We start from the raw sequence: 13478 nt of genomic DNA, 5'->3' as shown, positions 1-13478 counted from the left end.
AACCATGCAGACGCTGATGCCACAGTCCTCGAGCGCCACAGCAACGCCACAGGGAAGGTTTGGGCGATGGCTTGGCTATGGTTTGACGCCGCTGGCGATGGCGCTGTTCTGCGTCGGCTTGCTGATGGCCATCCCCGCGTTCTTCCATCTTCGCGAGATCTATTTCATGTACGGGTGGGATCTGCTGCTGGCTGTCGTGATTGTGGCAGATATCGCACTTCTGCCTCAACCGGAGAAGTTCACCGTGACGCGCAGCTTTCTCGATTCTCCGCAGCTGGGTGAAGCCACTCGTATCGAGCTTGCGGTGCGAATGGATGCGAATACTGTGCTTGATATGCGGTTAGTGGACGACCTGCACGAGGCGCTGGCAGGAGCACCGGAGACGCAGCGGTTGCAGGTGTTTCCTCGGGAAGAAGCCGTGAGCGCGACGACAGTCTATCCGCGACGGCGCGGGGACTTTGCGATGGGCAAGGTGTACCTGCGCTATCGAGGCATCTTCAAGCTTGTAGAGCGATGGGCAGAGGCTTCTCCGCAGGTAGCCAAGGAAGAGTGGGCGACAGAAACAGACTCCTCCTCCGCGCCGCCGAACAGCAAACAGAGGGTCCGCGTTTATCCCGCACACGAAGATAGCCGCGATAAGACGGCGTTTTATCTGCTGCGCGCGCGCCAGATCGAGATGCAGCGGCGCAAGCTGCAGATGCGTGGCGTAGGGCGTGACTTCGAGAGCCTGCGCGACTATCAGCAGGGCGATGAGCTGCGCAACGTCAGCTGGACCGCGACGGCTCGCCGCGGCAGGCTTGTGACGCGTCAATTTACGGTGGAGCGCTCGCAACAGGTCTGGATCGTACTTGATGCCGGCCGACTCTCGCGCACAGCATTTGAGTTGCGGCTCAAGACCGGCGCCGACGGCATACAAAGCTATGCGGAAACTGCCTCCGAGCGCGAGAGCAGGCATCTGATGAACGTAACGCAATTGGACCAGGCCACCACGGCAGCGACGATGCTCGCGCAAGTCATCAATGGCTCTGGCGATAAGTTCGGCATGATGGCGTATGGCAGTGGGATTCAGCAGCTGCTGCCTCCAGGAAGTGGGGCGTCTCATCTCCGGCTGCTGATCGACATGCTAAGCCAGACGAAGAGCGAGGCGGCCGAGGCGAATGCACTTGGAGCGGTGGCGAGGCTGAAGAACCTGCAGCAGCGGCGTGGCCTCATCGTCTGGATCACGGAGCTCGTCGACAGCGCAGGGCGGCCAGAGATTGCAGTCGCCGCGGCGGAGCTGGTGCGTCGACACCTGGTGGTGCTCGTGGTGTTAAAGCATCCCGAGTTGGAATTGCTGGCCTCGCGAGTGGCCAGAAGCCGTGACGAAATGTACCACTCAGCAGCAGCTCAGGAGATGTTGGAGCGCCGCCGCGAGACCATAGCGCAGATGGAGCGGCAGGGCGTGCTGGTGGTGGAGACGACGGCCGAAGAAGTGGGCATGCGCGCGGTGAGCAAATATCTCGAGGTAAAGGCTGAAGGGCTGCTGTAAGCCGAGCAGCGATTCCTGCCTACTCGGTAACCACTGTTCTTCGCCCACCTTCGGTAAACCAGAACATCAGCGCGATGAACAGAAACGCCCCCACCGAAAACTTGAGTGCTGCGGGTTCATGCGTGGGTGAGAGGAACGCCTCCAGGGTTCCTGCAATGATGAGCAGCGGTATAGTACCCGCTACGAGCTGCACGGCCTCAGCACCCGCTACAGCGATCGACTCGCGACGGCGGAGCAGGCCGGGAAAGAGAATGCCTGCGCCAAGTCGCAGACCTGCAGCCCCCGCAAGCATGATGCTGGGGAGCTCGAGCGCTCCGTGCGAGGCGATGAAGCTCCATAGGCTCAGCGACATGTGGTGCTGTGCGCAGAGGGTGGCGATGACGCCAAGCATCATACCGTTGTTATAGAGCTCGAAGAGCGTGAACAGCCCTGCGGTGATGCCGCCAGCGAAGGTGAGGAAGCACACCATGATGTTGTTCGTCATGATGCCGGAGGCCGCAGCTGGCTTGACCGAAAGGATCGTGTCGGTCCACATCTTGTGCTGGTTGATCGTGTCCATCATGTCAGCACCTACGTAGAGCGCGCCAAAGTCGGGACGGATCAGTGTGATAAGCGCGCCGAGAATAGCGGTGACAAGCGTGATCGCCGTCGCAAGATAGATGTAGCCCGAAAGTCGACGCAAAAGGCGCGGATAGCCATGCGCCAGAAAGCTCCAGAGCGTGAGGGCTGAGATGCGTTTGCCAGAGTAGACAAAGTTGTGCGCACGGCCGACAAGGCGATTGAGATACTGCTCCAGCGTGCGCGAGGTGCGATCAGCCCGGACAGTGGACAGATCAGCGGCGGTCTGGCGATAGAGCAAGCCGAGTTCCCGCAGTTCGGCGGGCGAAAGCGTCCGGACGCCGGAAGCTTCGGATTGACGCAGCAGCGCGTCGAGCCGATTCCAGTTATCCTTGCGGTAATCCATCCACGAGTTAGTGATCATGTCGACCTTCGAGACACCGGGTTCTACCGAACAGCTTAGCAGCGACTTTGACGAACGGCACAGAGCCTCCCTTCAGGGCGATGTCGGCGAGCTGCTGGCAATCGACACGCCGGAGCAGATTGACCTCCACTTCAGCATCGCTGGCATCGGCAGCCGGTTCGTGGCGCTGCTGCTGGACTGGTTACTGATCGGGGTCGCAGCCACGGTGGTTGGCCTGCTGGCACTCTTCATCTTCGGCGTGCTGGGAGCATCGAACAAATTGCACAGCCTCGGACCCTGGTTCGCGGGCATCCTGCTGCTGATTGGATTCCTGTTCGTATGGGGTTACTTCGCGCTCTTCGAGGCCTATTGGACGGGACAGACCCCTGGCAAGCGAGCCATGAAGCTCCGCGTGATCAAGGACACGGGGCGGCAAATCACCTTGTTCGAGGCGCTGGCCCGCAACCTTCTTCGTTATGTGGATTACCTGCCATCGCTCTACCTGGCAGGCGTCATTACGATGCTGTGCAACAAGCGCCATAAGCGGCTCGGCGACTATGTGGCGGGCACGCTTGTAGTGCATGAGCGCACCGAAGAGCAGCCCTTGCTATTTCAGAGCAGTATGAACTTCAATCAGCCAGCCGAAGCATGGCGCGAGCAGACGCCCGTGATGTTTCCCGCCGATGCTATCGCAAAGCTGAGCGGGCAGGATCTGCTGGTGATCGAGACCTTCTTCAGTCGCATGCTCGACCTGCAGCTGGATACACGTGCAGCGATCGCATATCGCATCGCAGGACAGATGGGCGCGAAGATGGGCGTGGCGATGCCCGAGGGCAATCCGGAGCGGGCACTGGAGTCCATTGCTTACCAGATGCGAAGCAGCGGCAGAAACTAGCGCGACAGGAGCCATGTTTCGCCTTCGGCCAGCGGATGCATTTGGCCGCTGACACCTGCGCGCTCAGCTGCAGCAAGCAAGCGAGGTAACGGTTCGTCCATTGGTTCGCGCCCCAGCCTGAAGGTGTTGTAGTGCATGGGCACCATGGCGGTCGCACCGAGGTCGAGGAACGCCCGCAGAGCCTCTTCAGGCGAGGTGTGGACCGCGCGATAGGTGTCAGGAAAGTACGCCCCGATGGGAAGTAGCGCGATCTGCGGATGCAAGCGGTCCCGAATCTCAGTGAATCCCGGGAAGTAGGCCGTGTCTCCCGAATGATAGATGCTCGTCTTTCCATCGGAGAGCCCGTAGCCGCCGAAGCCACGATGCGTGTCCTTGAACATGCGGGCACCCCAGTGCTTCGCAGGCGTCAGAGTAATCTGCAGAGGAGCAAGAGCTTCGTTCCTCTGCCAGGTCTCAAGCGTGTCGACGCGTGCAAAGCCGAGATCGGCGACGAGGTCTTCGACACCCTTAGGAACGATGGCAATGGGCGCTGGGTGGCCGTTGCGACGCATCTGCTTCGTGATGGCTCGCAATGAAGGGCGGTTGAGGTGGTCCATGTGCGCGTGCGTCAGTAGAACGGCGTCGATGCGCGGCAGGTCCTTCACCCGAAGTCCCGGGTGGCGTTGACGACGCAGCAGGATGAGCCGCGTGGCGAAGACGGGGTCGATCAGCAGCATGCGACCACCCAGCTGAATCAGAAAAGACGAGTGGCCGATGAACGTGATGGCCATTTCGCCTACAGCTGCGAGCAGAGGCGTGCGGATGTCTCCGCGTATCGGTTCCGCGTGGCTCTCGCGCACGAGGCGGTAGAGCTGGCCGAGCTTCGTCATCCAGAAAGGAATGGGCATCTTGTAGGGCATTGCAACGACATACTCGCGATGTTCGCGAGATTGAATCCATCGTTCTCTTTCAGATGCTTAGATTCGACGCGCGATGCGGAAGCTGCATCTGACCGGAATGACGACATGATTACAGGGGCTTGAGAGATGCCAGGGCGCAAAGATTACACAGCGACGGACCCGATTGGTCAGCGCGTATGGGACACCGTTTCAGGGTCGCCGCTCGGCAACCTGTGGGACTTCCAGAAGGTCTCACCGTTGCTCGTGTTTAAGAAGACTCTCAATTCACTGATGGACGATAACCTCGTCTCGCGTGCAGCGGAACTGGGGTTCTATTTTCTCTTCGCGCTGTTCCCCACACTGGTGAGCGCAAGTGCCATTCTAGGTCTCGCAGCAAAGAAAGCTCCGCAGATTTACGAGCGGCTGCTCGCGTACTTGACACTGGTGGTGCCCGCAAGCGCCTACGATCTGGTCATCAAAACCTTCCAACAGACGACAGCAGCGAGTAGCGGAGGCAAACTGACGCTCGGCCTGGTAGCTGCATTGTGGTCCGCTTCGGTTGGGTTTTCCGCCATGCAGGACGGCATGAATGCCGTGTACAAGACACGAGAGACGCGGCCCTACTGGAAGGCTCGCGGGTCGGCAATTCTGGTTACCGTTCTATTGAGTGTGCTTGTCTCCCTAAACCTCGGAGTATTGCTTGGGGGAGACATACTCGCGCGCAAGGTATGGGACCATATGCAGCGGCACGATCTTGCGATGGCGATTGTTGTGTTGTTGCATATCGTTCAATGGATCGTCGCGAGCGCGCTGCTCCTCGTTCAGTTCAGTACCATCTACTATTACGCACCTGATTTGAAAGCTAAGTGCTGGCAGTGGCTTACGCCAGGTGCGATGCTCGGTCTGCTGGGATGGGTAGGCGCTTCGCTTGGACTCAAAGCGTATCTACATTTCTTCAATAGCTACTCTGTTACCTATGGCTCTCTCGGAGCTGTGATTGTGTTGCTGACCTGGTTCTACATCTCGGGCCTGATGTTGCTGGTAGGAGCAGAGATCAACAGCGAAATTCAGGCAGCTGTGGTGGAGCGGCAACTTCGCTTGAACGGCGAGCTTCTGCGTGGGGCAGAGACAACAGTGCCCGACCTGTAAGCAGGCCGGGCACTTCTTTCGATAAGCAGGAATTACTTCGTCATCGGCTGAAGGATGTCGTCGAGGCGCGCGGGCGTTCCTTCAACGCGCTCGAGTTGCGGATACTTCTCGCCACCGTGGTAGTCGAGTTTGATGATCTTGTAATAGCCGGTGTTGGCAACGATCAGCTCGATCGCCGGTCCACTGACTGCATCCTTGATCGCCTGGCGCAGAAGCCCTGGCGTAAAGGCACGGCCGTTCACCGCAACAATAGTGAAGCCTGGAGCCATACCAGCCTCATAGGCGACGCTGTCCATGATGACATCACCAATCTCGCCATTCGTGCCAGCAGAAAGACCTAACGACCAGCGAGCGTTGATGCCACCGTTCGATTCCTCCAGTTGCGACCAGTAGTTCGGCTTGTCGGTATAGGTCAGCTTGTAGCCGGAGAGCGCGTTGATGCCATCCATCTCAGGCGCATGCAGCTCGTTCGAATCGAGACGCTTATGCAGGAACGCTGCCCAGTCGTTCGGCACGACCTTGCTCAGACCGGCGACGACATCGTCGAAGGTGTACGGCACCACCTTGGGCTGCGTGTTACCGCCGAGCCCATGGAAGGCCGCAACGAAGTCGTTGAGGGTCTTCTTGCCATTCGTCTTCTGGCGGATCGTAGAGTCCACCTCAAGCCACAGTAGCTCGCCCTCGTCGTAGTAATCGACGTTGCGGCGCCAATTGTCATAAGGTCCGCCCGCCGCATAGAGCAGCTGCGCAGCAGAAGCCGTGTCCTGCAAGTCCCGCCAGGTGCGGCCCGGGCGCGCATCGTTCAGGTACGCAGCAATGGTGGCGAGGCGGTCGCGATACACAGGCGCGGACCAGATGCCGCAGCGGGCAGCCAGTACATCGCCGAGATACTCCGTGAGCCCCTCGTAGACCCACAGCAGGTCACCCTTCATCGGCTCCTGATAGTTGGGCGTAGCAAGTCCAGCAGGACGCCGATACTTACCGTTCCAGCTATGCGTGAACTCATGCGGCAACAGCAGACCTTCTTCGATGAACGCATTGTCGTCGACGAAGGTCTTCTCCGGCACACGATCATCGGAGGACTGGTGATGCTCCAGTCCGAAGTGAGCCACCTGATCCGAAAGCGTCACAAGGAAGTGATAGGCGTTGTAATGGCGAGAGCGATACAGATAGCCACTCTGGCGAATGAGGTTGTTGAAGTTCTCGATGTGCTCCGGCGAAAGCAGAATGTCTTCCGGACCATCGCCAGCGAGATCGAGGTAGTGCTTCGGCGTGATCTCTGGAGCAAGCGCGATCTCACGGAACCAGCGGCCAGCGAGCACCGGCGAATCGATCAGCTGTTCCAAGGACACCGTCTTGAAGGAAGTAGGAGATGAGGCAGGCTCAAGCGCTGTGCCAAACTTCCATCCACCGGGGATCGTGATCGAAGGCGAAATCATCACATCCGCCGCGTTGGTCTTCGCCGGATAGACGAGCACGGTGTTCCAGCTGAGCAGCGCGAGACTAGCGCTGGTGCTGCCGCCTGCAGTGAACTGGCCGTTGCTTGTGGCGAGGAAGTCCATCTTGATGTGCAGCGAAGTGACGCCAGCAGGTACCGTGATGTGGAAGCTATACATGTCCACGAGGTCGCGCTCCCACTTGACCGGCTCTCCCGCAGGCGTGGTGATGATGAACCCAGCTTGATTGACAATCGGACCGGTGGGACCATGCTCGCCTGGAATCCATTCGGGATAGACGAGGGTCATGGGTCCCGGCTGCACAGGCAGTGTCTCCGCAGCATGCAGGATCTTACGAGGAGCATCGGTGAGATCGACAGCAAGCGTGATCGGCGCGGATTGAGCAAAAGCGGGAAGCACCGCGGCGCAGAGTGCGGCCAACGGAAGGATTCGGGAGAAATGCATGGGGTAAGAAACTCCTCGGAACAATCGTATTGAGATTTATTGTATGGGCTTGGATGAAGCGTTACGAGCGGCAAGCTGCTCTGCCTCCGCCGCTTTTGCAGCCCATGCTTCGTAGATCAGCTGGTCTTTCAGCCGGCTGAAATCGGTATCGGGAAGCACAGTCAGGTCGTTGCGAACGATACCGGGAAAGCCTGTGCCGACAGCTTCAATTCCGCCCTCTCGATCCTCGCGAAAGTAATTGGGCGAGATGTCGACATGGTTCGCCGTGAGCCAGGCGCTGATATGCGTGGTTCCCTGCGCGTCTATTCTCTCGTCGGTCTTCCAGAACGCAAAGTGCAGCTGCGCGTTCAGCCAGTGCACCCCGTCGCGGTCGACCCACGAAGGTCTGTGGCTGATGCCGGGATAGACAATGTAACTGAAGACATTGGCTGGAATAACCCGGCTGTTGAAGCTCGCAGCATGGGCCTGCGTCTGAGAAAACCACGCAGCGTCGTAGCGCGGAATGTTCATCACTGTGTCCTGCGCTCCGTTCATCACCAAGGTCGGTCCTCGCTGATTGTTGAGGAAGTACAGGATGCTACCGCGCGCAGCCTTGCCGTCGACTGTAAGCAGTGGAGCGAGCGCGTGCCACGGCGAACTCTGGCAGATGCTTTTGTTGGTGTCGAAGTAGCCGCCGGTGCCATCGTCGATCACGCCTCCACCGGAGAGCAGCACGGCATGGACACGCGTGTCGTACGCCCCTTCGATCCCCGCAATGTATGACCCCATGCTGTAGCCGACAACGCCGACACGCTTCGCATCCACCTGCGGTAGCGCATCAAGATAGCTGACCGCCTGCAGCAGATCGACCTGCATCAGTCCCGCCACACGCCGACCCCAATCGTCATGTGGCAGCGGTGCAGGCGGCGTCACATCGGCATCATGCGGCGAGGGCGATTGACGGCTGAGGCGCTGCGCGTTGCGCTCCCCTTCACCGATCGGATCGTACGTGATGGCGACCGCACCCGCCTTCGCGAAGAGAATGCCCGAATAAAAGGCGTACCAGCCAAACTTGTCCGAACCGTGGCCATTGACCACGACAATGCCAGGCAGCTTAGCGCCATGCGGAATCAGCTTCGGCTCGGGGCGATAGACGATCGCAGGGACAAGCATGCCGTCCGCAGTGGCATAGGTGATGCGATCGGCGATCACGCCCGGCGTCGGGGAAAACGAAGACCACACCTTACCATGAAGTGCTGGCAGTCTCTCTGGCACGTAGTAGGTGCGACGAATTGCAGAGCGCCATGCTGCGATGTCAGCCTGCGCGCGGGCCACGAAGACAGGGGCAACAAACGTGAATGCGAACAGAGCGGCCATCAGCCGACAGAGAGACATGCATGGAAGGATAGCGCGACCGCAACAGCCTCGTCTCCGTTTGCACACCACCCAACAAGCCATGGATACTAGCGCCATGCAGGAGATCGAAAGAATCGCGGAGCTTGGCGACGAAGCCCGACGCATCGTGGAGTTTTTGCGCGAGATTGGATTAACGGTTAGCTTCGATACGCTGGAAACCGAGACATTTCTGCCCGGCTTGTGCCTGCAACCCGGTGGGCTGGTCGTCGATCCGAAGCGGCTGATGTTTCCTGGAGACCTGCTGCATGAAGCGGGACACCTTGCGGTCATCACCGCAGCGGAGCGAGCAGCCTCTGCAGCTAACGCCGGCAGCGATATGGGCATGGAGATCGGCGCGCAGTGCTGGAGCTACGCGGCGGCTATCCATCTCGGGCTGCCGCCGGAGGTCGTGTTTCATCCCCACGGCTATCGCGGCTCCGCCAGCAACTTGATTCAGAACTATCGAAGCGATGGGGTGGGCGTGCCGCTATTGCAGTGGATGAGGCTGACTCTGGATGCGAAAAACGCAGCCGAGCAAGGCACCAATCCCTACCCTGCCATGCAGCGCTGGCTTCGCGCGTGAAGACGCCTACATAAACCCCGTGTAAAAAGGTAGAATTGGCCCACTCATGGTGCTTTATGCGGTAGTTCTAGGGATCATCGTTGTGACGCTGCTGGGAGTTTCACTGGCGCGTCTGGGCAGTGTTAAAACCAAGGCAGATTATCTCGTCGCAGGCCGCAGTCTGCCTGCCTTCGTACTTGTCTTTACGCTGCTTTCGAGCTGGATCGGTTCCGGCTCTCTGCTGGGTGGCGCAGAAAACGCCTACAAACATGGCTTCGCTGCCTTATGGCAGGGAGGAGGCGGCTGGGCCGGCCTGGCGCTGATCTACTTCATCGCGCCCCGTGCGCGGAAGTTCGCTCAGTTCACTATCCCTGACCTGTTGGAGAGCCGCTACAACCAGACAGCGCGATTGCTGGGCGTAGTCGCCGTGCTCTTCACCTACACCGCGATTACCAGCTACCAGTTCATCGGCGGGGGAGACATCATTCACCTGATCTTCCCACAGGTAACAGCTGTACACGGCGCCTACATCCTCGCGGGCTTCGTCATTGTGTTCACGGCGATCGCCGGCATGGGCTCCGTCGCCTATATGGACGTGGTCATCGGTCTACTCGCGACTGTAACCATGATCGCCGCCCTGCCCGTGCTGATTCACGTCGCCGGTGGCTGGCAGAACGTAAAAGCTACTCTCCCCGCGACACACTTTCAGGTCTTCGGCGATCTGACCCCAATCCAGGCGCTGGAACTCTTTCTTCCGACCTGCCTCCTGATGCTGGGCAACCAGTCGATGTACCAGAAGTTCTTCTCCGCCAAGAGTGAGAAGGACGCCACACACGCAACGGTCGGTTGGATCATCGGCACCGTCATTCTGGAGACAGTGATCGTCGCCATCGCAGTCGTAGGATCGGCGATCTTCCGTACCGGCGAGGTCGCTCAAAGACCCCGTGAGATTCTCGCCTACTCGGCGACACATGCGTTCGGTGGTTCGCCGCTACTCGCCGTCCTTGGAGCATTGCTCGTCGGAGCCATCTTCGCCAAGGTGGTCTCGACCGCAAACAACTACCTCTTCTCCCCGGCCACCAACCTTGTGAACGATGTCTTCGTCCGCTACATCAAGCCCGAGGCGTCCAACGGCCAGGTGCTGCTCGTCTCTCGCCTGATGGTGGTGGCGCTCGGCTGCTGGGCGCTGCTGCAGGCCCTGCGCATCACCTCCGTGCTGAAGATGTCCTTATACGCGTACACCATCTACTCCGCCGCCCTTACCCCGGTGATTCTTGCTGCGTTCTTTTGGCGCAGAGCCACCGCTGCCGGTGCGGTATCCAGCATTGCTGCCGGAACAGCCGTGACAATTGGCTGGGACACGGTCAAGGTATATCTGCCCAAGGTGGTGAGTGACCGCGACGCGATTCTGCCCGCTTTGCTGGCATCGCTGCTCGGCCTCTTCGTCGTGAGTCTATTAACCAAGCCACCCACAGAGGCCCAATTGCGGCCTTTCGAAGGATAGAGCTTCACATGGACCATTTCTCGCATCCAACGGGGCTGGTGATGCTTCACCAGGGAGTTCTCATGGCTGCGATCAAGGAACCTATTGCAACGGACAGTGCTACAGAGCTTCATAAGGTAATCGGAGACGACGCGACCGCTACCTTCGAGAACGACCCAACGTTCATCGAATCCAACCCCACCGGTGGCGCTTCCAGCGAAAACGTCGAAGTACAGCGCAGCGAGGACGACTCCTCTGAAAGCGACGAAGAGCTGGAGGAACTCGACGACGAAGAGGCTGAGGAAGAGGAAGACGACGAAGAGGACGAAGACGAAGAGGTAGACGAAGAGGCTGAGGCAAACTTCGAACGCACCTAGGGGAATTCGCGGATATACGTCTACGTACGGGAGGTAAATGTGAGTGAGTTGACGGTGGCAAGAAAGAAGTCCCTCTGGAAGGGTCTGCTGGCGGGGGCTGTAGCTGGTCTGGTCGCGACAGCAGCAAAATCGGTGGCAGAAAAGTTTTATCCGCCTCGGACGCACGGAGAGCCGGAGCCGCCCGAAGTTTTGGCCGAGAAGGTAGCAGGCCATCCCCTTGACGCCGGTACGAAGGCAGTTGCAGCCGAAGCTATCCACTGGGGGTTCGGCATAGCCGCCGGTGCAGCCTATGGCGCGGCAGCTGAGTTCTTCCCCATTGTGGCGGATAAAGAAGGTGCGACCTTCGGCCTGACGCTGATGGCCCTGACGCACGATTCCGCCTTGCCTGCGATGGGTCTAGCCGCTGAACCGGCAGACCAGACGCCGCGTGAGCACAGCAGCGAAGCAGCCTCACATGTGGTCTTCGGCGTCGTAGCAGAGCGTGTGCGCAGCCTTACACGTGGGTTGATGGACTAGTCAGCTAAAACCTGGAGCAGGACCATTTCGGTCTTGCCAAGCAGAATGCTTCAATCGTTCAACCAGATGAGAGGCCTGCGCATTTTGATGGCGGTTGCGAAGGATGCCGGGAGTAGACTCATCCCAGTCGTACTTCAAATCGGTTGAGAGACCTCCCTAAGGACGAGCCACACCCCTTGAGTATCGGTGGATTGAAAGTAACTTCGGATTCGAAGCGCGCGTCCGACGCCCGGCGCGTCATCATCGTAGGAGCAGGTCCCGGCGGTCTTGCTACCGCCATGCTGCTGGCAAAGGCTGGCGTGCAGGTCACTGTCGTTGAAAAGCATGGTCGCGTCGGTGGTCGCACCGCCACGATGGAGCAGGACGGCTACAAGTTCGACATCGGCCCCACATTCTTCCTCTATCCCCGCGTCCTCAAAGAGATCTTCGCCGAATGTGGCTATGATCTCGACCGCGAGGTGCCGATGAAGCGGCTTGATCCGCAATATCGCCTGGTCTTCGGCGAAGGCGGCCAGATCGATGCAACTGCCGACGTCGCTCGCATGGAGCAGGAGATCGCAGCCATCTCGCCCGACGATGCAAAAGAGTTTCGCAACTTCCTCAATCGCAATCGCAAGAAGCTGGCAGGCTTTCTGCCGGTACTTGAATCACCCTTTGAAAAGTGGACCGACCTGCTGCGTCCCGAGCTTCTGAAGCTGCTCCCGCTGATGAAGCCGTGGCTTTCTCTGAACGACGACCTGCGCACCCACTTCAAGGACGAGCGTATCCGGCTCGGCTTCAGCTTCCAATCGAAGTATCTGGGCATGAGCCCTTTCCGCTGCCCCTCGCTGTTTTCCATCCTCTCCTTCCTCGAATATGAGCACGGTGTCTTCCATCCCATCGGCGGCTGCGGCGCTGTGACGAAGACGATGGCGCGCCTCTGCGAAGAGATGGGCGTCGAGATCCGCTTGAACGAGCCCGTGGAAGAAGTGCTGATGGACCGTGTAAATGGTCGCAGCAGCGCCGTTGGCGTTCGCACAGCGAAGGGCAATTTACTGGCGGACGCGGTGGTGATGAACGCCGACTTCGCCGAAGCCGCGCGAAACCTCATCCCGGAGCAACATCGTAGTAAGTGGACAGACAAAAAGATTGCGGGCAAGCAGTACTCCTGCTCCACCTTCATGATGTATCTCGGCATCGAAGGCCGCTACGACGATGTGGCTCACCACACAATCTATCTGGAGAAGGGTTACAAGCAGAACCTCTCCGACATCGAAGAGCTGCATCGTCTCAGTGAGCAACCATCCTTCTATGTCCAGAACGCCTCGATCACCGATCCGACACTCGCGCCGGAAGGTCACTCCACGCTGTACGTATTGCTGCCAGTGACCCACGAAAGTCCGAATGTAGACTGGTCGAAAGAGATGCCACGCTTCCGTGAACTTGCCTTTCGCCAGATGGAGAAGATCGGCCTCCACGATGTGCGGCAGCGCGTCCGCACGGAGAAGATCATCACCCCGAGCGGCTGGGCGACGGAGTTCGGCCTGCATAAGGGCGCTACTTTCTCGATGAAGCATTCGCTTGACCAGATGCTGCACCTGCGGCCGCACAATCGATTTGAGGATGTGAGCAACATGTACCTCACGGGCGGCGGCACGCATCCCGGCTCAGGTCTGCCCGTTATCTTCCAGTCAGCCCGCATTAGCAGCACGCTTTTGCTTCAGGACCTCGGCATTGAGCCGCAAAGTTTCAGCGAGACCAGACTCGCGGCCGCAGAAGACGGCAGCGTGATGCAGGTCGCTTCGTGAAAACGGCCTCCAGCCCGATAGCAGCGCAAGCGCAAGCATCGGCGAAGGTAGCCAATGAGCGATGCGG

At 59.2% G+C, this 13478-nt stretch carries 12 protein-coding genes; 8 read left to right on the top strand and 4 right to left on the bottom strand.

The window, feature by feature from the left end:
- Positions 1-4 precede the first annotated feature (4 nt).
- Entirely contained in the window at positions 5-1528 is a 1524-nt protein-coding gene (locus OHL14_RS03610; protein ID WP_263377952.1) for a DUF58 domain-containing protein, read from the top strand.
- Between the two features lie 19 nt (positions 1529-1547).
- On the opposite strand, the gene OHL14_RS03605 is transcribed toward OHL14_RS03610, so the two are convergent.
- A complete protein-coding gene (locus tag OHL14_RS03605) occupies positions 1548-2510 on the bottom strand; it encodes a stage II sporulation protein M (RefSeq protein WP_263377951.1) in 963 nt (320 codons plus the stop codon).
- Here OHL14_RS03605 and OHL14_RS03600 point away from each other — a divergent pair.
- Positions 2509-3384: an RDD family protein gene (locus OHL14_RS03600; RefSeq protein WP_263377950.1), complete on the top strand. Its 876-nt coding sequence runs from the start codon at positions 2509-2511 to the stop codon at positions 3382-3384. The two genes, OHL14_RS03605 and OHL14_RS03600, sit on opposite strands and share 2 nt — an antisense overlap.
- Here OHL14_RS03600 and OHL14_RS03595 read toward each other — a convergent pair.
- On the bottom strand, positions 3381-4271 hold the full coding sequence (locus tag OHL14_RS03595; RefSeq protein WP_263377949.1) for an MBL fold metallo-hydrolase: 891 nt from the start codon (positions 4269-4271) through the stop codon (positions 3381-3383). The two genes, OHL14_RS03600 and OHL14_RS03595, sit on opposite strands and share 4 nt — an antisense overlap.
- Positions 4272-4409: 138 nt before the next feature.
- Here OHL14_RS03595 and OHL14_RS03590 point away from each other — a divergent pair, with 138 nt between their 5' ends.
- Complete coding sequence (locus OHL14_RS03590) at positions 4410-5411, top strand: YihY/virulence factor BrkB family protein (RefSeq protein WP_263377948.1); 1002 nt, start codon at positions 4410-4412, stop codon at positions 5409-5411.
- A 32-nt stretch (positions 5412-5443) separates the two neighbouring features.
- On the opposite strand, the gene OHL14_RS03585 is transcribed toward OHL14_RS03590, so the two are convergent.
- Both OHL14_RS03585 and OHL14_RS03580 read right to left on the bottom strand, forming a co-directional pair.
- Positions 5444-7312: a M61 family metallopeptidase gene (locus OHL14_RS03585; protein ID WP_263377947.1), complete on the bottom strand. Its 1869-nt coding sequence runs from the start codon at positions 7310-7312 to the stop codon at positions 5444-5446.
- A 36-nt stretch (positions 7313-7348) separates the two neighbouring features.
- Positions 7349-8686, bottom strand: a complete 1338-nt coding sequence (locus OHL14_RS03580; protein WP_263377946.1) for an alpha/beta hydrolase family protein — start codon at positions 8684-8686, stop codon at positions 7349-7351.
- Positions 8687-8747: 61 nt separating this feature from the next.
- Between OHL14_RS03580 and OHL14_RS03575 the strand changes: the two genes are divergently transcribed.
- From OHL14_RS03575 to crtI, 5 genes are all read left to right on the top strand, one after another.
- Complete coding sequence (locus OHL14_RS03575; RefSeq protein ID WP_263377945.1) at positions 8748-9269, top strand: hypothetical protein; 522 nt, start codon at positions 8748-8750, stop codon at positions 9267-9269.
- Between the two features lie 46 nt (positions 9270-9315).
- Entirely contained in the window at positions 9316-10752 is a 1437-nt protein-coding gene (locus OHL14_RS03570) for a sodium:solute symporter family protein (RefSeq protein ID WP_263377944.1), read from the top strand.
- An 8-nt stretch (positions 10753-10760) separates the two neighbouring features.
- Positions 10761-11108, top strand: a complete 348-nt coding sequence (locus OHL14_RS03565) for a hypothetical protein (RefSeq protein WP_263377943.1) — start codon at positions 10761-10763, stop codon at positions 11106-11108.
- Positions 11109-11147: 39 nt separating this feature from the next.
- Positions 11148-11624, top strand: a complete 477-nt coding sequence (locus OHL14_RS03560) for a DUF1440 domain-containing protein (protein ID WP_263377942.1) — start codon at positions 11148-11150, stop codon at positions 11622-11624.
- Between the two features lie 191 nt (positions 11625-11815).
- The gene (gene crtI, locus OHL14_RS03555) at positions 11816-13411 is read left to right on the top strand and encodes a phytoene desaturase family protein (RefSeq protein WP_263377941.1); all 1596 of its coding nucleotides are present in this window, start codon (positions 11816-11818) and stop codon (positions 13409-13411) included.
- The last annotated feature ends 67 nt before the right edge of the window (positions 13412-13478 follow it).

Source organism: Granulicella paludicola, from assembly GCF_025685545.1.
Classification (GTDB): Bacteria; Acidobacteriota; Terriglobia; order Terriglobales; family Acidobacteriaceae; genus Granulicella; species Granulicella paludicola.
Note: the sequence above shows the minus strand (reverse complement) of the source record. Positions and strands in the feature narration are given on the sequence as shown.